Below are 20585 nucleotides of genomic sequence, written 5' to 3'. Positions count from 1 at the left end.
CCCCTTCCGCGGGCTCAGTTGACGTCTTCGAGAACGTTGGTGAATCGGAACTGGAGCGCGGCCAGCACGCCGGTGAGCACGAACAGGCACACCGAGACCGCGGAGGCGAAGCCGAAGTCCGCCCCGGACCCGCCGAAGGCGATCCGGTAGACCATCGAGATCAGGATGTCCGTCGCGCCGCGGCCGGAGCCGTCGGGGAACGGCCCGCCCTCGGTGAGCAGCTCGATCGCGTTGAAGTTGTTGAAGTTGAAGGCGAAGGACGAGACCAGCAGCGGGGCGACGGCCACCAGCAGCAGCGGCAGCACGATCTTCGAGGTGGTCTGGAAGCGGGTGGCGCCGTCCATCCGGGAGGCCTCGGTCAGCTCGCCCGGGATCGCCTGGAGCGCGCCGGTGGAGACGATGAACATGTAGGGGAAGCCCATCCACAGGTTCGTCAGCAGCACCGCGACCTTCGCCAGCGTCGGATCGCCGAACCAGTCCAGGTGCAGGCCCAGCGTCTCGTTGATCAGGCCGAAGTCGCGGTTGTAGAAGTTCGACCAGACCAGCAGCGAGATGAAGCCGGGGACCGCGTACGGCATGATCAGGATCGAGCGGTAGAGGCGGCGGCCCCGCAGGCGCTGGTCGTTGAGGATCACGGCGAGGCCGAACCCCAGTGCGAAGGTGGTCAGCACGGACCCGGCCGCGAACACCAGGGTCCAGCCGAAGGCCGAGAAGAACTGCCCCGCCACGGTCGAGTTCGTGAACAGCCGCTGGTAGTTGGACAGCCCCACACCCTGCAGCCAGCCCTGCGAGAAGGCCCGCTCGCCCGTGGAGTCCACGAAGTACTCGGAGTCCCCGATCGTGGCGACCGTGTACTCCTCGCCGGAGGAGGTGTCGGTGATGGTGTCGCTCGCCTCGTCGTACTGCAGCACCGTGGTGCCCACGAAGGCCTGGTTCACGCCGAGCGGGCGCACGGCGCTCGAGTCGTCGACCGGGACCGCGAGCTCCATGAGGTCGTTGTAGATGGCGTTCACCTGTCCGGGGTCCAGGACGGTGAGCCCGGGGACCTCGGTGACCCGGCCGTCGACCACGGTGGCGTCGCCGGGATCGACCTCCTCGAGCTCGGTCTCGGCGCCGCCGCGATGGATCGTGCCGTCGGCGGGATCGACCAGGTAGAGCTCGAAGGGGCCCTCGGTCGGGGATCCGGAGGTGGCGACCGTCATCGAGTAGCGCGGGGAGTCCGCGGACTGCTGGACGGAGCTGGCCACGATCGAGCCGATCGCCTGCTCCTTGGTGCCGCGCGTCCCGTCGCCGTAGTTGGTGAAGGAGTACCCGATGGTCAGCACGATAGGGAGGATCAGGAACACCGAGAGGAAGAAGGTGCCGGGGAAGAGGTACTTGCCCGGCACGAAGCGCTTCGTCGAGTACAGGACGAAGATGCCGATCGCGGAGATCAGCAGCACGGCCAGCCACATCCAGGACTGCTGGGAGATCAGGACCGGGGCGATGAAGACCGTCACCGCCAGGGTGATGCCGAGCACCGCGATGCGGGTCAGCACGGCCGGGACCGTGGTGGACCGGGTCCGGTGCGCGGGGGCATGGGTCGAGGTCATGAGGCGACTGCGCCTTTCGGGGACAGGGGCGGGAGACGGCGCGGACGGGGCGGCGCGGACGGGACGGCGCCGAGGGCGGAGCGATCCACCGCGGCCGCCTCAGGGCGGCGCGGTGGATCGCTCCCGGGGGAGGATCAGCCGATCGCGGCGGCGATCTCCTCGCCGGCCTTGGTCATGGTCGCGTGCGGATCGGCGCCGCCGACGATGTTGGCCTGGGCGATGCCCAGCGGCTCCCAGATCGCCGCCATCGCCGGGATGGCGGGCATCGGGTCGGCCGACTCCGCGGCCTCGGCGAAGATCATCACGTGCTCGTCGGAGCCCGCGATGTCCTCGCGCAGCTGCAGGTTCACCGGAGGCAGCGGGTTGGCCTCGTACATCGCCTTGGCGACATCGGGCGAGCTCGCGACATCGGTCATGAACTGCTGGGCGAAGCCCGCGTTCTTGGCCGCGGAGGCGACGTAGAAGGAGTTCACGCCTGCGAAGGGGGCCGCCGGCTCCATGCCCTCGAAGCCGGGGATCGCGGAGACGGTGAACTCGATGCCGGACTTGCGGACGTCCGCGAGCGCCCAGGGGCCCGAGATCAGGTAGGCGGACTTGCCCTCGGCGAACAGGGAGATCGAGTTGTCTCCGGTGATGGAGTTCTTCAGCACGCCCTGCGTGCCGAGCTCGGCGATCTTGTCCGCCGCGGTGAGGGAGCCCTCCTTGCCCACGCCGAGGTCGGCGGGGTCGAGGTTGCCCTCGGAGTCCTTGCCGAACAGGTAGCCGCCGGCCGAGGTGTAGATCGGCTGCATGTGGTACGGATCGCCGGACTCGCCGATGGGGAGCGAGAGGATGTTGTCCGCGCCGCCGGCCTTCCCGGCGGAGATGAGCTCCTCGAGCGAGCTGGGCTCCGGGACGTCGGTGAGCGCGTGGTTCGCGTACAGCGCGAGGGTCTCCACGGCGTAGGGGACGCCGTAGGTCTGGCCGTCGTAGGTCACGGCCTCGATGCCGATCGGCGCGATGGTGTCCGCGACGTCGGCGGGCAGCTGCACAGGGGAGATCGCGCCGTTCTGCACGAGGTTCCCGATCCAGTCGTGGGCGCCCATGGTGACGTCCGGGCCGTTGCCGGCCTGGTTGGCGGTGACGAAGTTGCCCTGCAGCTCGTCACCGGGGACGACCTCCACGACGACCTCGATGCCGTTCTCCGTGCCCCAGGCCTTCGCCGAGGGCTCGAGCGCGGGGGCCTTCTCCTCGTCGGCCCAGATCACCAGCTTGCCGGCCGCATCGCCGCCGCCGCTGTCGGACGCGCCGCCTCCGGTGTCACCGCCGGCGTCGGAGCCGGATCCGGAACCGCCGCCGCAGGCGACCAGCAGGGTCGTCCCGACGGCGAGGCCGCTCAGGGCGAGGAAACTCTTTCGACGAATCAGCACGTGTTCTCCTTTGAATCGCGGAGCGCCCGCCGGCCGTGGCGGCGCTCGATGCGGACACAGTAGGCCGGGAAGCACCTTCTGTGCAAGAATGCGCAAGAACTTGCAGGTATCGATTCGGCCACACGTGAGGATGCGTGCGGCCGGGAAGGAGGCCGGGATGGCGCGTCTCATCGACATCGCCCGGGCCGCGGGGGTCAGCGAGGCGACGGTCTCGCGCGTGCTGAACGGGAAGGCCGGCGTCAACGAGGCGACCCGCCAGTCAGTGCAGGAGATCGCCCGACGGCTGGGTCGGGATCCGGGGCCGGTCCAGGTCGGGTCGGGGCCGCTCGTCGGCGTGCTCGTGCCCGACCTGGACAACCAGGTCTTCGCCGCCTGGGTGGAGCGCATCGAGGCCGAGCTCTTCGAGCGCGGCGCCTCCGCGCTGGTGGCCATCAGGGCCCGCACGGTGGAGCGCGAGCACGAGTTCTTGCAACGATTCTTGCAATGCGGGGTCGACGCGATCATCGTCGTTTCCGGCCACCACGCCCAGCACCGCGGGCCGATCGACCACTACCGGGGGATCACCGCCGCGGGCACCCCGCTGGTCCTCGTCAACGGCGTGCGCGAGGAGCTCGACGCGGCCTTCCTCTCCACGGACGAGGAGCATGCGGTGCGCTCCGTGCTCACCCACTTCCAGGAGCTCGGCCACCAGCGGGTGGGCCTCGCGGTCGGCGACGAGCACACCTGGCCGGTGCGCGAGAAGCTGCGGGTCTTCGAGGCCGTCACCGCCGAGTGGGGGCAGGAGGAGCAGCCGGTCTCCTTCACCGACTTCTCCTACGCCGGCGGCTACGAGGCGGCGCGCGACCTCGTGGACCGCGGCGCCACGGCGATCCTCTGCGGCTCGGACGTGATGGCGGCGGGTGCGCTCGAAGGCGTCCGGTCCCAGGGGCTGAACGTGCCGCGGGACGTCTCCGTGGCTGGGTACGACGATGTCTCCTGGGCCGCGCTGACCAGCCCTCCGCTGACCACCGTGCGCCAGGCCGTCGGCTCCATCGCCCGGGCCGCCGTGCGCTCGGCACTGGGCGGCGGCGAGGACTCGCGCCGGCCCGCCCGCACCGAGGTCGTGGTCCGGCCCCAGCTCATCGTGCGCGGCTCGACGGCGGCGGCACCCGACGGGGCCGCTAGCATGGAGCGGTGACCGCACCGAACGACACCCGCACCAGCTACGACACCGCCCAGCAGCGCAGCGACCGGATCTGGGACAAGATCCGGTCCGACCCCTCGGGGCTGCGCATGCTCACCGGTGACCGCCCCACCGGCGCCCTGCACGTCGGCCACTACTTCGGCTCGCTGCGCAACCGCGTCCGGCTCCAGGACTCCGGGGTGGAGACGTGGGTGATCGTCGCGGACTACCAGGTCATCACCGATCGTGAGGTGATCGGGGACATCAAGGGCTCCGTCCGCGAGCTGCTGACGGACTACCTGGCCGTCGGCATCGATCCGGAGCGCTCGACGATCTTCACCCACTCCGCGGTGCCGGCGCTGAACCAGCTGATGCTCCCGTTCCTCTCGCTCGTGACCCAGCCCGAGCTCGAGCGGAACCCCACGGTGAAGAACGAGCTCGCCGCCGCCGGGAAGTCCGCGATGGGCGGGCTGCTGCTGACCTATCCGGTCCATCAGGCCGCGGACATCCTGTTCTGCCACGGCAACCTGGTGCCGGTGGGCCGCGACCAGCTGCCGCACATCGAGCAGACCCGCGTCATCGCGCGCCGCTTCAACGAGCGCTACGCCGGGGGAGAGGCCTTCTTCCCCGAGCCCGATGCGCTGCTCTCCGAGTCCCCGACGATCCTGGGCCTGGACGGCGAGCACAAGATGAGCAAGTCCCGCGGCAACACCGTGATGCTGCGGATGGACCCCGACGAGACGCTCAAGAAGCTCAAGAAGGCGAAGACGGACCCCGATCGGGAGATCACCTACGATCCCGAGGGTCGACCCGAGGTCGCGAACCTTCTGACCATCGCGTCCCAGGCGAGCGGGCGGACTCCGGAGGAGATCGCCGAGGAGATCGGGGGCCGCGGCGCCGGCACCCTGAAGCTCTACACCGCCGAGGTGCTCAACGAGCATCTCGCGCCGATCCGCGCCCGCCGTGCCGAGCTCGAGAAGGATCCCGGCTACCTCTTCGACGTGCTCCGTGCGGGCAACGAGAAGGCGAACGCCGAGGCCGATGCCACCCTCGCGAAGGTCCGCGAGTTCATGGGGATGGTGTACTGACCCTTCGTGGAGTCGGGCCTCAGAAGCGGCTCGAGCTGCCGGCGCCGGAGAACCCGCCGCCCGAATAACCGCTGGTGGAGCCGCTCGAGCTGGGCGGGTTGCGGTAGATGTCCAGTGCGCCGGTGGACTCGTGCCGCCAGCTCGCGTACCACAGCACCGGGCTGAGGTTCCAGAACTGGTCCTGGCCGGCCGGGGATTCCAGGACATGCCGACGCCCGCGCAGCGTGCGGTAGTCGGAGTCCTCCACCTCCTCGGCGGCCTCGCGCAGGACCTCCGCCTCCTCCTCGTCCTCGGCGAGGTGGTTGATCCGGTGGCCCTGCAGCCGCGCGACGGCCGCCGAGAGCTCACGGGTGAGGGTGTCCAGGGCCTCGAGCGCGGAGTCCGGATCGATCTCGTCGGCCTCGAGGCGCGCGGTCAGGGAATCCATCTCCGCGGACGCGTCCTCGCCCAGAGCCCTCAGCTCGGCGAGCGCGGCCTCCTCCTCGGGAGAGGCCCCGTCCGCGCCGGGATCCGCGGTCAGCTCGTCCAGCTGCGTGAGGGAGTCGCGCAGCGGCTCCAGCTCCCGGTCCCAGGCCGCACGCCACTGCCCGATCCGGTGCAGGAGATCCGCGGCGGCGATGATCTCGCCCTCCGCCTCGTCCAGGCTCTCCACGGTGCTCGAGAACTCGTGGGCGATCCGGCGCTGCTCGGAGCTGAATCCCCAGCCCCAGGTGCGGTCCTGCTCGACGGGAAGATCGGCGTGCAGGCGCTCGGCCGTGCTGATCTGCTCGGTGTAGGTCTCATGCTGTCGCAGCACCGCCTGTGCATAGGGCGAGGTGGCGGGCAGCGTGCGGGCGGCGGAGTCGGTGATCTCGCGGCGGGAGAGCACCTCGCCGTATCGCGGCAGGGCCTCATCGACCCGGCGTCGAGCTCCCCGGCGCAGTCCCAGGATCCCGATCCCCGTGGCCGCTGCGGCGCACGCTGCGACGGCGGCGGCGACCAGAGAGACGGGATGCTGCCACCAGGGGCGGTCCAGCAGAGCGGCGTACTTCTCCGCCCCGGCCTCGAGCGTCGCCTCCCAGTCGGCGTCCCGGGCGTCCCCGCGCATGGCGTCCTGCACGGCGGAGAAGCCGTCGTCGGAGAGCTTCACATCCTCTCCGGCATAGGTGCCCAGGAACCGGTTGTCGGGATCCAGCGCGATGATCACCGTGCCGTCGGCGAAGTGGTCGCCATCCGCCGAGAGCAGCTCCGTCAGGTCCTCCTGGGCGACGTCCCGGACCGTGTCGTTCAGGGCGGTGTCCTCGGCGGACGAGTGCCCATGATCGGTGACGTCCACGACCAGGACCACCAGATCGACCTCGCGACGGAAGTCCACCTGGGCCAGATCCTCGGAGAGGCCGGTGCTGTCCACCGTCCCCGTCGTGTCGTGCACGGTCACGGCGCCGGGCGGCACCGCGAGCGCTGCGGCGCCGAACGGGCTCAGCGCGGCGAGGAGCAGCAGCAGCGCCGCCGTCAGCGACGTGGCGGCGACGGCGCGGACCGAGCGGGCATCGGGCGGGGGAGCGGTCTGGAGTTGCGGGGCCATGTCCTGGAGACTAGGGAATGGGCACGGCGAAGGGGCTCCGACCAAGGTCGGTGACCGCCCCGGAGGAGAGGAGGAGGAGAGCAATCCAGCTCCACGCTCCGGGAACCTGGACCCCGCCGTGCCGTGCCCGGTTATGATCGGGCCAAGAAGACCTTAGAGTCGCGCTCCGAGCGGGCGCCCCCGATGTCGAGGAGAAGCATGCCCATCTACGAGAACGTGTCCGAGCTGGTCGGTCGCACCCCGCTGGTGAAGCTCAACCGCCTGGGCGAGGACGTCAAGGCGACCATCGTCGCCAAGCTCGAGTTCTACAACCCCGCCAGCTCCGTCAAGGACCGCATCGGCGTGGCCATGATCGACGCCGCCGAGAAGTCCGGCGAGCTCCAGCCCGGCGGCACCATCGTCGAGGCGACCAGCGGCAACACCGGCATCGCGCTCGCGATGATCGGCAGCTCCCGCGGCTACAAGGTCATCCTCACGATGCCCGAGTCGATGTCGAAGGAGCGGCGGATGCTGCTGCGCGCCTACGGCGCGGAGCTCATCCTCACCGAGGCCCCCAAGGGCATGAAGGGCGCCGTCGAGAAGGCCCAGGAGATCGCCGCCGAGACCGGCGCGGTCCAGGTGCGCCAGTTCGACAACCCGGCCAACGTCGAGGTCCACCGCCGCACCACCGCCGAGGAGATCTGGAACGACACCGACGGCACCGTCGATGTCCTGGTCGCCGGCATCGGCACCGGCGGCACCATCAGCGGCGTGGGCCAGGTGCTCAAGGAGCGCAAGCCCGAGGTGAAGATCATCGCCGTCGAGCCCGAGGAGTCCGCGATCCTCAACGGCGGCCAGCCCGGCCCCCACAAGATCCAGGGCCTCGGCGCGAACTTCGTCCCCAGCATCCTGGACCGCGAGATCTACGACGAGGTCGTCGACATCGACGCCGAGACCGCCATGGAGCGCGCCCGCTCCGTGGCCCGCACCGAGGGTCTTCTGGTGGGCATCTCCTCCGGCGCCGCCATCGAGGCCGCCGTGCGCATCGGCTCCCGCGAGGAGTTCGCCGGCAAGACGATCGTCGTCGTGGTCCCCTCCTTCGGGGAGCGCTACCTCTCCACCCCGCTGTACGCCGAGCTCGCGGACTGAGCCGCGGCCAGATGACCACGAGCCCGATGGATCGGGTGATGGGCGCCGTCGCGACGGTCCGCGAGGACCTCGCGGCGGCGCGTCGTCGTGACCCGGCCGCGACCGACGACTTTTCCGTCCTGCTCACCTCGCCCGGCCTGCATGCGATCTGGAGCCATCGGATCGCCCACCGCCTGTGGAAGCGCGGGGCGCGCCTGCCTGCGCGGGTCCTCGCGCAGGGCGTCCGTTCGATCACGGGCGTGGAGATCCATCCCGGGGCGAGCATCGGCCGCCGCTTCTTCATCGACCACGGCATGGGGGTGGTGGTGGGGGAGACCGCCGAGGTGGGCGACGACGTGATGCTCTACCACGGCGTCACCCTCGGCGGCCGGTCGATGGAGCGCATCAAGCGCCACCCCACCGTCGAGGACGGGGTGACCATCGGCGCCGGCGCTCGAGTGCTGGGGCCGGTGGTGATCGGTGAGGGCGCGCAGATCGGCGCCAACGCCGTGGTGGTCAAGGACGTCCCGGCGCACGCCACCGCCGTGGGGATCCCCGCCACGGTGCGTCGGGGAGGCGCCCACCCCGAGGAGCAGATGGATCCCGCGATCTGGATCTGAGCGCCGATCGGGTCCCCGATGCGGTCCGGCGCGGAACCTCGGGATGGATCAGCCCGGGAAGGGATCCAGGAACGAGGTCCCGCCCACCTGATGGATGCGGCGCTCCCAGTCCGGCAGCACCTCGTGGGCGTCCACCGCGAGGACATGGTCGAAGAGCGTGCGCGATCCGACCGGCGGGGCGATGTCGATCAGCACCGTCGTCGCACCGTGGGAGGCCGCCATCGGCGCCAGCTGGGCGGCGGGGAACACCACCCCGCTGGTCCCCACCACGACGAACAGGTCCGCCCGCTGGGCCAGCTCCATCGCGAGCCCCAGATCGGCCGACGGGAGCTGCTCGTCGAAGAGCACCACGTCGGGGCGGGTCGGCGCACCGCACCGCGGGCAGCGACCGGGCACGCCGTGGTCCTCGGCGCGCGGACCCTCGCCCGGCTCCACGGCGAGCGTCCATCGGCAGTCATCTCCCAGGCATGCGGCGCGCAGCGCGCTGCCGTGAAGCTCGGAGACCACCGCGCTGCCCGCGGCCTGATGCAGGCCGTCGATGTTCTGGGTGATCACCGGGGCGCCCAGACGGGCGATCGCCCGATGTCCCGGCGTCGGGCCGTGATCACGGGCGATCCGCGCCATCCTGCCCCAGACCTGCCACAGCTGCGGGAGCGAGTCCGGCAGGCACGAGGCCTGCATCGCCGCCTCGGTCTCGGGCTCGAGGGCCCACAGGCCGTCGGGGCCCCGGAAGGTCCCCAGACCGGTGCGGGCGCTGATCCCGGAGCCGGTGAGGAAGACGATCTCCCGATGCGCCGGCCCCGGGACGAAGCGGTCGCCCGCTCTCACCACTCCTCGTGCTCGCGGGAGTCCCAGGCGGCGTCCTCCCCGAGGTCCAGGGAGGCCAGCAGGGCGCGGTCCTGGTCGTCGAGGACCAGCTGGTCCAGCTCCGCGTTCTGGCGGCGCCGCTCCGGGTTCGAGGAGCGGGGGATCGCCACGACCTCCTGGTCGCGGATCCAGCGCAGGGTGACCTGGGAGGTGGTGGCCCCGTGCTTCTCGGCGACGCGGCGCAGCGCGAACTGCTCGCCGACGCCCTCGCGACCGCCGAGCGGCCCCCAGGCCTCGGTGACGATCCCGTGCTCGCGGTGGAAGGCGAGGGAGGTCTGGCGGGGCAGCGCCGGGGAGAACTGGATCTGGTTGACCTCGGGCCACACGCCGGTGGCGTCGAACAGCTCCTGGAGCTGCTCGGGCCGGAAGTTCGAGACGCCGATGTGCTGGGCGAGGCCCTCCTCCTTGAGGTCCACGAGGGTCCGCCAGGTGTCCAGGGCGAGCCCGCGGGAGGGGTTGGGCCAATGGATCAGCAGCAGTGCCACCGAGGGCAGCCCCAGGCGCCGCAGCGACTCGGAGAAGCCCAGACGGGCCGCGTCCCGGCCCTGGTCGCCGCCGGCGATCTTGGTGGTCACGAGGATCTCGGCGGGGTCGATGCCGGAGCGGCGCACGCCCTCGCCCACCGCGGCCTCGTTGCCGTACTGGGCGGCGGTGTCGACGAGGCGGTAGCCCTCGCGCAGCGCGGCGGCGACCACCTCGGCTCCCTCGGAGCCCTTGGGGTTTCCGGTGCCCAGGCCGAGCAGCGGGAAGGCGGTGCCGTCGGCGAGGGGCGTGGTGGGGATGGACAGCGCGGGAGCGGTCACAGGGTCCTCCTGGAGCGGAACGGGTGCGAACCCCACCAGCGTATCGATCCGGGGACCCGTCGTGCACCGCGGACAGACCGGTTCCGCCGCCGGAGCGGTGAGCCCGGTGCTAGCGTGCACGCAGATCCCGACCGGAGGAGTCCCATGGCAGCGACGGCGCGGCAGCGAGCAGACGCATGACGGCGGGCGGCGCGCTCCCGGTCGGCGTGCACGACGAGATCTCGGCACTGCGCCGGGTGATCGTGCACAGTCCGGGGCCGGAGCTCGAACGGCTCACGCCCGACACCCGCGAGGAGCTCCTCTTCGACGAGGTGCTCTGGCGCGGCCGAGCCCACGTCCAGCACCGGGCGTTCACCGAGCTGCTCCGCGGAGAGGGCGTCGAGGTGCTCGAGCTGACCGGTCTGCTCGCCGATCTGCTCGCCGAGCCGGCTCTGCGCGAGGAGCTGCTGGAGCGGGCCCTGGACCCTGCGGTGCTCGGCGACATCGCCGTGCAGGACCTCCACGGCGCGCTCGCCGAGCTCGCACCGCTGCCCCTCGTGGACGTGCTGATCGGCGGGATCACCGTCGGCGAGCTGCGCGACCTCGGCGTCAACCCGCGATCGATCGCCCTGCACCGGGTGCCGCCCGAGCACCTGGTGCTGGATCCTCTGCCCAACCACCTCTTCACCCGCGACCCCTCGGCATGGATCGGGGACGTGGTCTCGGTCAGCCCGATGCGCCATCCCGCGCGTCGGCGCGAGAGCCTGCACCTGGAGATGATCTATCGCCACCATCCCGCCTTCGGGGGAGCGGCCGCGCCGCGACGCATCGTGGGCAGCGACGGCGCCGGGGCGGCGACCGTGGAGGGCGGTGACGTGATGATGCTGTCGCCGCGCGTGGTGGCGGTGGGCATGTCGGAGCGCACCAGCGCCGTCGGCGTCGAGCGCCTCGCCGCGGATCTCCTCGCCGACGGCACCGTGGACAGGGTGATCGCGATCGCCCTCCCGCATCGGCGATCGATGATGCACCTCGACACGGTCACCACCGTGGTCGACGAGGAGTCGATGCTGCGGTTCGGCCCGTTGGGGCAGCTGGAGACCTTCGAGATCGAGCGCCCCGCGGGCCGTCTGGTCTCCCGGGCCCGCGCGGCCGACGAGATGGACCAGGTGCTCGCCCGCGGTCTGGGGGTCGAGTCGCTGCGCGTGCTGACCCCTCCGCTGGATGCGTACGCCGCGGCCCGCGAGCAGTGGGACGACGGCTGCAACGTGCTCGCGCTCGCGCCCGGCAGGGTGGTCGCCTATGAGCGCGCCGCGGCGACCAACGAGTACCTCCGCGCCCAGGGCGTCGAGGTCCTCGAGTTCGCCGGGGACGAGCTGGGCCGGGGGCGCGGCGGCCCCCGATGCATGAGCTGTCCGGTGGCGCGCGGCTGAGCGAGCCCGGGCGAGGAGGATCCCTGCTGTCCGAGCTGCGCCGCTCCGCTCAGCGGCGGGTGGGCGGCGGCGGGTCGGCCGCGGTCTGGAGCGGCTGGGCGTACTCCGGCAGCGGCTCGAGCTGGTCGCGCTCCATGAGCAGCTGCTGGCTGCCGAACTCCTCGAGCCCCTTGCGCACCGTGAAGCCGAGCTTGCGCAGCAGGGCCACGCTGCGCTTGTTGCGGGTCTGGCTGACGGCGATCACCTGCTCGTCCTCGAGCTCCTGACGCGCCCAGCCGAGCAGGGCGATGCAGGACTCCGCCGCGAAGCCCCTCCCCGTCCACTCCGGGAGCAGCGCATAGGAGAGCTCGAGCTCCCCGCGGTCGTAGCCCAGGGTGATCGACCCGATCATGGTGTCGCCCCCGGCGAGGGCGAGGACCCAGCGTCCCCAGGTCAGGCCCAGCGGCGAGAGCTCCAGCGCCTGTCGTGACGCGTAGTCCACGGCGCCGCCGAGATACTCCCTGGTCACGGGGTCGGTCATGAGCCGGATCATCGAGGCGCGATCGGCGTCGCCCGGCGGCCGGATCACCAGCCGCGGGCTGTGGATCCGTACCGGCCACTCGGTCGTGCCTTCGGTTGTCACGAGCACCACGGTACTCGCTGCGGGGCCCCGGACAGGCACCTCCGCCCGGACCGCCCGGTCGTCCACGCCCCGGCGCCGTTCCTCGGTGCCGGGCGGTATGGTGAAGCCGCGGCACAGCGACGTGGCGCACAGGTCGTCACGACGCCCCGCTGTGCGAGACAGCGACCGGGCGACGACCGCCCCAGGACGAGTAAGGAGCACCATGGCCGAGCAGGACCTCCGCAGCACCGCCCTCGAGTCGGTCCACGAATCGCTCGGTGCCACGTTCACCGACTTCGCCGGCTGGCGCATGCCGGTCCGGTACGACTCGGACCTCGCGGAGCATCGAGCGGTGCGGGAGAGCGCCGGTCTCTTCGACCTCAGCCACATGGGCGAGATCCATCTGCGCGGTCCCCAGGCCGCGGACGCCCTCGACCACGCACTCGCCGGGAAGATGTCCGCGATGTCCGTGGGGCGCGCGAAGTACTCGCTGCTGCTCACCGAGGACGGCGGGGTGATCGACGACGTCATCACCTATCGGCTCGCCGAGGAGCATTTCCTGGTGGTCGCCAACGCCTCGAACGCAGACGTCGACTCCGCCGAGCTCAGCGCCCGGGCGCAGGGCTTCGACGTCGAGATCGACGACGCCTCCGCGCGCACCGCGCTGATCGCCGTGCAGGGCCCGGCGAGCGAACAGATCCTGCTGGACGCCCTCCTCGGAGCGGACAGCGGCGTCGAGGGGCTCAGCGCCGAGGACATCACCGGCATGAAGTACTACCGGGTCGCGCAGAGCACCTACCGCGGCGAGCAGATGCTGATCGCCCGCACCGGGTACACCGGCGAGGACGGCTTCGAGCTGTATGTCGACGACGAGCTCGCCGCGGCGCTGTGGGAGCAGCTGACCGTCGCCGGCGGCGAGCGTCTGGTCCCCTGCGGGCTCGCCTGCCGCGACACCCTGCGGCTCGAGGCGGGCATGCCCCTGTACGGCCACGAGCTGGGCCGGGACCTGCACCCCGCGCAGTCCGGCATGGGCCGCGTCGTCGCCCTGACGTCCAAGGGGGACTTCGTGGGCCGCGCCGGCGTCGAGTCCGCGGACGTCTCCGACGAGCCGGTCCTGGTCGGTCTGGTCGCCGAGGGCCGACGGGCCGCGCGCGCCGACGCCCAGGTGCGCGACGCGGCGGGGAACGCCGTCGGGACGATCACCTCCGGTGCGCTGTCCCCGACCCTCGGCCACCCCATCGCCATGGCCTTCGTGGTGCCCGGCTCCGCCGAGATCGGCACCGAGCTGGTGGCTAACGTGCGCGGCAAGGACCTCCCGGTCCGCGTCGTCGCGATGCCGTTCTACTCCCGCCCCTGACCCTCCGACCGAGCCCCTGATCTCCCCCGATATCCCCGTCCCCAGGAAGGACCATCCCATGTCTGCAGAGCTCCGCTACAGCAAGGACCACGAGTGGGTCCGCGTCGAGTCCGACGGCGTCGCCGTCATCGGCGTGACCGACTTCGCCGCCGACCAGCTCGGCGACGTCGTCTACGTCGATCTGCCCGAGGTCGACGGCTCCGTCAGCGCCGGCACCGAGATGGGCGAGATCGAGTCGACCAAGTCGGTCTCGGACCTCTTCTCGCCGATCGACGGCACCGTCACCGAGATCAACCAGGCCGTGGTCGACTCCCCGGAGCTGGTCAACTCCTCGCCCTTCGAGGAGGGATGGCTGATCAAGGTCAGCTTCGAGTCGATCCCCGAGGATCTGCTCAGCGCCGAGGACTACGCCGCCTTCACCCAGTCCTGACCGTTCTCGGGGCGGCCGCCGCACGGCCGCCCCGAGCGGTGCCGTGCGCCGTCGTGCGCCGGTGATCCGCCACCCACCTCCCGCCGCACGAACTCTCCCAGGGGCGCCACTCCATGACCGCATCGTCTGCGCACGCACACGACTCCTTCGTCCGCCGCCATGTCGGCACCGATCCCGACGCGCAGCGTCACATGCTCGAGGTGCTCGGTCACGAGTCCCTGGACGAGATGCTCGCCGCGGCCGTGCCCGGCACGATCCTGCTCGATGACGCCGAGGGCGCCCGCAGCGTCGCCTCCGCGGTCCCCGCCGGCATCTCCGAGCCCGCCGCGCTCGCCGAGCTGCAGGCGCTCGCCGACCGCAACACGGTGCGCCGCTCGCTGATCGGACTGGGCTACCACGGCACGCACACCCCTGCGGTCATCCAGCGCAACGTGCTGGAGAACCCGGCCTGGTACACGGCCTACACCCCGTACCAGCCGGAGATCTCCCAGGGCCGTCTGGAAGCCCTGCTGACCTTCCAGACCATGATCTGCGACCTCACCGGGATGGACATCTCCAACGCCTCCACCCTGGACGAGGCCACCTCCGCGGCCGAGGCGATGCTGATCGCCCGTCGCAGCGTCAAGCGCAACGGCAACGTCTTCCTGCTGGACTCCGACGCGCTCCCCGCCACCAAGGCGGTCCTCCAGGGCCGTGCCGACGGTCTCGGCATCGAGCTGCGCGAGGTCGACTTCGCCGCCGACGGCGCCCCCGAGGGCGACTACTTCGGTGCCCTGATCCAGTACCCCGGCGCCTCCGGCCGGGTCTGGGACCCGCGCGACGTGATCGCCGAGCTGAAGTCCACCAAGGCCGTCGCGATCGTCTCCGCCGACCTGCTGGCCCTGACGCAGCTCGCCTCGCCCGGCTCCCTCGGCGCCGATGTCACCGTCGGCACCTCCCAGCGATTCGGCATCCCGCTCGGCTTCGGCGGTCCCCACGCAGGATTCGTCGCCGTGCGCAAGGGTCTGGAGCGCCAGCTCCCGGGCCGCCTGGTGGGCGTCTCGCAGGACACCGACGGGAACCCCGCGTACCGACTCTCCCTGCAGACCCGCGAGCAGCACATCCGCCGCGAGAAGGCGACGAGCTCGATCACCACCGCCCAGGTGCTCCTGGCCGTGATGGCCGCGATGTACGCCGTCTACCACGGCCCCGAGGGCCTGACCCGGATCGGCCGCACGGTCGCCGATCGCACCGCCGCGCTCGCCGACCTGCTGCAACGCAGCGGCTTCGAGCTGGTCTCCGAGAGCTTCTTCGACACCCTCGAGGTGCGGGCCACGGGCGCCGCCGGCGACATCGCCGCCTCGCTCGCCGAGGCCGGCTTCCTGGTGCACACCGCAGCGGACGACCTGGTCCACCTCTCGCTGGACGAGACCGTCACCGAGGGCGACCTCGAGGCGATCGCCGCCGCGTTCGCCCCGCACGCCCCCACCCCCGGCCAGGACCTCGCCGCGGTCGAGCCCGGCACGGGCTGGGATGCGCTGGTGCGCGAGGACGCCTTCCTCCAGCACCCGGTGTTCTCGTCCTTCCACTCCGAGACCGCGATGATGCGCTACCTGCGCCGTCTCGCGGACCGCGACTTCGCGCTGGACCGCGGGATGATCCCGCTGGGCTCGTGCACCATGAAGCTCAACGCCGCCACCGAGATGGCCGGCATCACCTGGGCCGGCTTCAACGCCGTCCACCCCTTCGCCCCGCGAGAGGACGTCACCGGCTACCTCGAGATGATCACCCAGCTCGAGAGCTGGCTGGCGGACCTCACCGGCTACGAGACCGTCTCCCTGCAGCCCAACGCCGGCTCGCAGGGCGAGTTCGCGGGCCTGCTCGCGATCCGCGCCTACCACGCCTCCCGCGGCGAGAGCGGCCGCGAGGTGTGCCTGGTGCCGAGCTCGGCGCACGGCACCAACGCCGCCAGCGCCGTGATCGCCGGGCTCCGCGTGGTGGTGGTCGCCTCCGACGCGCGCGGCAACATCGACCTCGACGACCTGAAGCAGAAGATCAAGGACCACGGCGACGAGCTCGCCGCGATCATGATCACCTACCCCTCCACGCACGGCGTCTACGAGGAGGAGGTGCGCACGGTCTGCCAGCTCGTCCACGACGCCGGCGGCCAGGTCTACGTGGACGGCGCGAACCTCAACGCGCTGCTGCAGGTGGCGCGCCCGGGCGAGTTCGGGGGTGACGTCTCGCACCTGAATCTGCACAAGACCTTCTGCATCCCCCACGGCGGCGGCGGTCCGGGCGTGGGCCCGGTCGCGGCCAAGGCGCACCTGGCGCCCTTCCTGCCGGGCCATCCCGCGATGCAGCAGGAGCAGCACCCGGTGGTCGGCCAGGGGGAGGGGACCCATGACGGACCGCCCGTCTCCCAGTCGCCCTACGGCTCGGCGTCGATCCTTCCGATCACCTGGACCTACATCCGTCTGATGGGGCCGGACGGGCTGCGCCACGCGACCGCCTCCGCGGTGCTCGCCGCGAACTACATGGCGCGCCGGCTCTCGGAGTCCTTCGAGATCCTCTACACCGGCGAGAACGGCCTGGTGGCCCATGAGTGCATCGTGGACCTGCGGCCCTTCACCGACCGGACCGGGATCACCGTCGACGACGTCGCCAAGCGGCTCATCGACTACGGCTTCCACGCTCCGACCATGTCGTTCCCGGTGGCGGGCACGCTGATGGTGGAGCCGACGGAGTCCGAGGACCTCGCCGAGCTCGACCGCTTCGTCGACGCGATGCTGATGATCGCCAAGGAGGCCGACGAGGTCGTGGCGGGCACCTGGCCCGCCGACGACAACCCGCTGGTCAACTCCCCGCACACCGCGGCCTCGATCGCGACGGGGGAGTGGACCCACCCCTACTCCCGCGAGATCGCCGTCTATCCCGGCAGCTGGACCGCGCTCGAGGACGACTCGGTGCATGACAGCGCCCAGATGCGGATCCAGTCGAAGTACTGGCCGCCGGTGCGCCGCGTGGAGCAGGCCTACGGCGACCGCAACCTGGTCCCCACCTGGCCCCGGGACTGACCCAGGATCCGTGTGAACTGCTGTGACGCCCTGGTTTCTGACCAGGGCGTCATTGCTCGTACGCTCGGAGCATGACCGAGATCCTCACCACCCACGCCGGGTCGCTCCCGCGCACGCCCGAACTGATCGCCGCCAACGCCGCCCGCCCGGTCGGCGAGGACGGGCTGACCCCGGCCCCGACCGAGGAGTTCCGCGAGGTGCTGCGCCAGGCGGTCCTCGACGTCGTCGCCCGCCAGCGCGAGATCGGGATCTCCCTGCCCAACGACGGCGAGTACGGGCACCTCATGGGTTCGGCCGTGAACTACGGATCCTGGTGGTCCTACATCTTCGACCGGGTCAGCGGCCTCGAGCTCACCGGATCCGACCACTTCTCCGCCGAGCCCGTGCGCTCGGAGCCCGGGGACGTGCGCCTGACCACCTTCCCGGACCGCCGCGACTGGACGATCTTCGCCGAGGCCTATCAGGACCCGAGCTCGGGCATCACCGTCGGCGCCCAGACCACCTTCCCGGCCGCGACCGGCCCCCTCGCCTTCTCTCAGACCGGGCGCGAGCTCGTCGACCAGGACGTCGCCAACGTGCGCGCGGCGCTCGCGGCCTCCGGCTACGAGCACGGCTTCCTCAACTCCCTCTCGCCCGGCTCCGGCAGCCGCATCGTCGACGACCACTACGGCGACGTGGACTCCTTCCTGGACGCCTGGGTCGAGGTGATGCGCCCCGAGTACGAGGCGATCGCCGCCGCCGGCCTCACCGTCCAGGTCGACGATCCCTCGATCGCCGAGAACTGGGATCAGATCAACCCCGAGCCGAGCGTCGAGGACTACCTCGCCTTCACCCGCAAGCGCGTGGACGCCGTCAACCGCGCGCTGGTGAACGTCCCCACCGAGCAGACCCGCTTCCACCTCTGCTGGGGCTCCTGGCACGGTCCGCACACCACCGACATCGAGTTCCGCCACCTCGCCCCGCTCCTGCTCGAGATCGACGCGACGTACTACTCCTTCGAGGCCGCCAACGTGCGCCACGAGCACGAGTGGACGGTGTGGGAGGAGCTCACCCTGCCCGAGGACAAGGTGCTGGTCCCCGGCATCGTCTCCCACGCCACCAACGTCGTCGAGCACCCGGAGCTGGTCGCCCAGCGCCTCGAGCGCTTCGCGCGGCTCGTGGGTCCCGAGCGCGTGATCGGCTCGACCGACTGCGGTCTGGGCGGAAGGATCCACCCCCAGATCGCCTGGGCGAAGCTGGAGTCCCTCGCCGAGGGTGCGAAGATCGCCTCCGGCAGGCTCTGACGGGCAGGCTCTGACGGGCAGGGACGCACGCTCCGCGCCCGTCCCGCCCTGCGCACCGCGGCCGTCCCGCCCTGCACACCGCGGCCGTCCTCCTGAGGGAGGGCGGCCGCGGTGCGTCGGCGCGGGATCGGGTCGGCGCGGGGCGCGAAGAGTTCACCTGAGCGTCATGTGGGCGTGACACGGATGTCGACCTCGCGGAGCATGATCGAACGCGTGAGGATCCTCTTCGTCTCTGAATCGTTCCTTCCCCATATGAACGGGGTCACCAACTCGGTGCTCCGGGTCGCGGACCACTTCGCCGCGACCGGTGATGATCTCGGCATCATCGCCCCCGCCTGGCCGGGTGCGGACAAGCATGTGCGCACCTCCTGCGGCCGACGGGTGCGCGTGCACCGCATCGCCTCGGCCCCGATGCCCGGCTACTCCGAGGTGCGCATCGCGCCCACCAGCGCCGCGAAGCTCCGCCGTCGCATCGACGAGTTCGAGCCCGACGTCATCCATCTCGCCTCGCCGATGATCCTCGGCGGGCGCGCCGTCGTCGCGGCCCAGAAGGCCGGGGTGCCCACGGTCGCCGTCTACCAGACCGACATCCCGGGGTACACGGCCCGCTACGGCATGCCGTTCCTGGAGAGCGCCTCCTGGCAGCTGCTGCGCGACGTGCACAACCGCGCCACCGTGAACCTCGCCCCGTCGGTCGCGACCCGCGGCCAGATGCTCGAGCACGGCATCGACCGGGTCGACCTGTGGCGGCGCGGGGTGGACACCTCGCTGTTCTCCTCCTCGCTGCGCAGCGAGTCCCTGCGCGCCGACTACGCCCGCCTGGACGAGAAGCTCGTGGTCTACGTGGGCCGCCTCGCCGCGGAGAAGCAGGTCGCGGATCTCAAGGTCATCCACGACATGCCCGGGGTCCGCCTGCTCATCGTGGGGGACGGCCCCGAGAAGGAGAACCTGCGGCGGCTGATGCCCCGCGCCCGCTTCGCCGGGTTCCGCTCCGGCACCGACCTCGCCGCGCACATCGCGAGCGCCGACCTGTTCATCCACCCCGGGGAGCTCGAGACCTTCGGCCAGACGATCCAGGAGGCCATGGCCTCCGGTCTGCCGGTGATCGCTCCGCGGCGCGGAGGACCGGTGGACCTGGTCGCCCCGAGCCGCACGGGCTGGCTCTACACGCCCGGGATGCTCGACGAGCTGCGGGACCGCGCCGGCGACCTGCTCTTCGACGACGCGAAGCGAAGGGCGTTCGGCCGCGCGGCCGAGGAGTCGGTCCGCAAGCGCACCTGGCCCGTCCTTGCCGAGCAGCTGCGCGGCTACTACCTGCAGGCCATCGAGCAGCATGGGCGCGTCGGCGCCCTTCTGTGACGGCCCTTCTGTGACGGCCCGCCGTCACATTCCGCCACACAGCTCGTCCGTCCCGTCGCGGATGCGGTGGACTGGGTCCAGTCGTCGACCGACGGCCCGGAACATCGCTCCTCTGCGGAAAGGACAACATCATGGCGCAGCGCACTCGTCGCCCGCTCATCGGCGTGACCGCAGGAGCCCGCACCATGATGTCCGGCGCCTGGGCGGGTCATGACGCCGTGGTCGTCAACGAGAACTACGTGCGCGCCCTGCGCGAGGCCGGCGCCCGGCCGGTCGTCCTCGCCCCTCAGGACGAGTGGACCGACGAGGAGATCGCCGAGCTCGACGGCATCGTGCTGACCGGTGGCACCGATCTGGACCCCGCGGCCTGGGGCGAGGAGGCTCTCGCCACCGACATGGTCCCGGATCCGGAGCGCGATGCCTTCGAGACCTCGCTCTACCGCGCCGCCCGCCGCACCGGGGTCCCGGTGCTGGGGATCTGCCGCGGCCTGCAGATCATCGTCATCGCCGAGGGCGGCGAGCTCCACCGCCATCTGCCCGAGGACCTCCCGGCCCACCCGGCCACCGGCCTCGAGCCCACCGCCGTCGAGGTGGAGGTCGACGCCGCGAGCGACCTCGGTCTCGCCCTCGGCACCCGCGCCGAGGTCACCGCCTTTCACCACCAGGGCGTGCGCGCGGTGCGCGGCGATCTCCGCGTCGTGGGTCGCCACGCCAGCGGGCTCCCGCTCGCGGTGGAGGCGGCCTCCGGCTCGAGCGTGCTCGGGGTGCAGTGGCATCCGGAGATCGACGGCGAGGTCGGGGCGACCCTGTTCGAGAGCCTGCTCACGGCGATCGACCACCGTGCGGTGTCCGTCCGCGCCGACTCTCTGGTCTAAGAT

At 71.4% G+C, this 20585-nt stretch carries 17 protein-coding genes; 11 read left to right on the top strand and 6 right to left on the bottom strand.

Features of this window, described 5'->3' with window-relative positions; translation table 11 throughout:
- Positions 1-14 precede the first annotated feature (14 nt).
- Positions 15-1592, bottom strand: a complete 1578-nt coding sequence (locus CFK41_RS10805; RefSeq protein ID WP_096799657.1) for an ABC transporter permease subunit — start codon at positions 1590-1592, stop codon at positions 15-17.
- A 134-nt stretch (positions 1593-1726) separates the two neighbouring features.
- Complete coding sequence (locus CFK41_RS10800) at positions 1727-3001, bottom strand: sugar ABC transporter substrate-binding protein (RefSeq protein WP_096799656.1); 1275 nt, start codon at positions 2999-3001, stop codon at positions 1727-1729.
- Positions 3002-3158: 157 nt separating this feature from the next.
- On the opposite strand from CFK41_RS10800, the gene CFK41_RS10795 reads away from it, so the two are divergent.
- Together CFK41_RS10795 and trpS are read left to right on the top strand one after the other, a co-directional pair.
- Complete coding sequence (locus tag CFK41_RS10795) at positions 3159-4178, top strand: LacI family DNA-binding transcriptional regulator (protein WP_151904735.1); 1020 nt, start codon at positions 3159-3161, stop codon at positions 4176-4178.
- Entirely contained in the window at positions 4175-5251 is a 1077-nt protein-coding gene (gene trpS / locus CFK41_RS10790) for a tryptophan--tRNA ligase (protein WP_096799654.1), read from the top strand. Before CFK41_RS10795 ends, trpS begins: the two co-directional genes overlap by 4 nt.
- A gap of 19 nt (positions 5252-5270) precedes the next feature.
- Here the strand turns inward: trpS and CFK41_RS10785 are convergent, their stop codons facing one another.
- A complete protein-coding gene (locus CFK41_RS10785; protein ID WP_096799653.1) occupies positions 5271-6815 on the bottom strand; it encodes a DUF5129 domain-containing protein in 1545 nt (514 codons plus the stop codon).
- Positions 6816-7013: 198 nt separating this feature from the next.
- Between CFK41_RS10785 and cysK the strand changes: the two genes are divergently transcribed.
- Together cysK and epsC are read left to right on the top strand one after the other, a co-directional pair.
- Positions 7014-7943 carry a cysteine synthase A gene (cysK, locus tag CFK41_RS10780; RefSeq protein ID WP_096799652.1) on the top strand — a complete coding sequence of 310 codons (930 nt, stop codon included), beginning with the start codon at positions 7014-7016 and terminating at the stop codon, positions 7941-7943.
- A gap of 11 nt (positions 7944-7954) precedes the next feature.
- The gene (gene epsC, locus CFK41_RS10775; protein ID WP_096799651.1) at positions 7955-8542 is read left to right on the top strand and encodes a serine O-acetyltransferase EpsC; all 588 of its coding nucleotides are present in this window, start codon (positions 7955-7957) and stop codon (positions 8540-8542) included.
- A 48-nt stretch (positions 8543-8590) separates the two neighbouring features.
- Here the strand turns inward: epsC and CFK41_RS10770 are convergent, their stop codons facing one another.
- A complete protein-coding gene (locus CFK41_RS10770; RefSeq protein WP_096799650.1) occupies positions 8591-9370 on the bottom strand; it encodes an SIR2 family NAD-dependent protein deacylase in 780 nt (259 codons plus the stop codon).
- Positions 9367-10212, bottom strand: a complete 846-nt coding sequence (locus CFK41_RS10765; RefSeq protein WP_096799649.1) for an aldo/keto reductase — start codon at positions 10210-10212, stop codon at positions 9367-9369. Before CFK41_RS10765 ends, CFK41_RS10770 begins: the two co-directional genes overlap by 4 nt.
- Before the next feature lie 176 nt (positions 10213-10388).
- Here CFK41_RS10765 and CFK41_RS10760 point away from each other — a divergent pair, with 176 nt between their 5' ends.
- On the top strand, positions 10389-11621 hold the full coding sequence (locus CFK41_RS10760) for an arginine deiminase (RefSeq protein ID WP_096799648.1): 1233 nt from the start codon (positions 10389-10391) through the stop codon (positions 11619-11621).
- 49 nt (positions 11622-11670) lie between these two features.
- Here the strand turns inward: CFK41_RS10760 and CFK41_RS10755 are convergent, their stop codons facing one another.
- Complete coding sequence (locus CFK41_RS10755; protein WP_227873046.1) at positions 11671-12243, bottom strand: GNAT family N-acetyltransferase; 573 nt, start codon at positions 12241-12243, stop codon at positions 11671-11673.
- 202 nt (positions 12244-12445) lie between these two features.
- Here CFK41_RS10755 and gcvT point away from each other — a divergent pair, with 202 nt between their 5' ends.
- The 6 genes from gcvT (at position 12446) to CFK41_RS10725 (ending at position 20582) form a co-directional block, all read left to right on the top strand.
- Positions 12446-13579, top strand: coding sequence for a glycine cleavage system aminomethyltransferase GcvT (gene gcvT, locus CFK41_RS10750; RefSeq protein ID WP_096799646.1), 1134 nt, complete (start codon positions 12446-12448; stop codon positions 13577-13579).
- A gap of 58 nt (positions 13580-13637) precedes the next feature.
- Positions 13638-14009: a glycine cleavage system protein GcvH gene (gene gcvH, locus CFK41_RS10745; protein ID WP_096799645.1), complete on the top strand. Its 372-nt coding sequence runs from the start codon at positions 13638-13640 to the stop codon at positions 14007-14009.
- Between the two features lie 113 nt (positions 14010-14122).
- Positions 14123-17065, top strand: coding sequence for an aminomethyl-transferring glycine dehydrogenase (gcvP, locus tag CFK41_RS10740; RefSeq protein WP_096799644.1), 2943 nt, complete (start codon positions 14123-14125; stop codon positions 17063-17065).
- A 71-nt stretch (positions 17066-17136) separates the two neighbouring features.
- A complete protein-coding gene (locus CFK41_RS10735; protein WP_096799643.1) occupies positions 17137-18348 on the top strand; it encodes a cobalamin-independent methionine synthase II family protein in 1212 nt (403 codons plus the stop codon).
- Between the two features lie 213 nt (positions 18349-18561).
- Positions 18562-19707, top strand: coding sequence for a glycosyltransferase family 4 protein (locus CFK41_RS10730; protein ID WP_096801046.1), 1146 nt, complete (start codon positions 18562-18564; stop codon positions 19705-19707).
- Between the two features lie 131 nt (positions 19708-19838).
- Positions 19839-20582: a gamma-glutamyl-gamma-aminobutyrate hydrolase family protein gene (locus tag CFK41_RS10725; RefSeq protein ID WP_096799642.1), complete on the top strand. Its 744-nt coding sequence runs from the start codon at positions 19839-19841 to the stop codon at positions 20580-20582.
- The last annotated feature ends 3 nt before the right edge of the window (positions 20583-20585 follow it).

The sequence above is a fragment of the Brachybacterium ginsengisoli genome, from assembly GCF_002407065.1.
Taxonomy (GTDB): domain Bacteria; phylum Actinomycetota; class Actinomycetes; order Actinomycetales; family Dermabacteraceae; genus Brachybacterium; species Brachybacterium ginsengisoli.
Note: the sequence above shows the minus strand (reverse complement) of the source record. Positions and strands in the feature narration are given on the sequence as shown.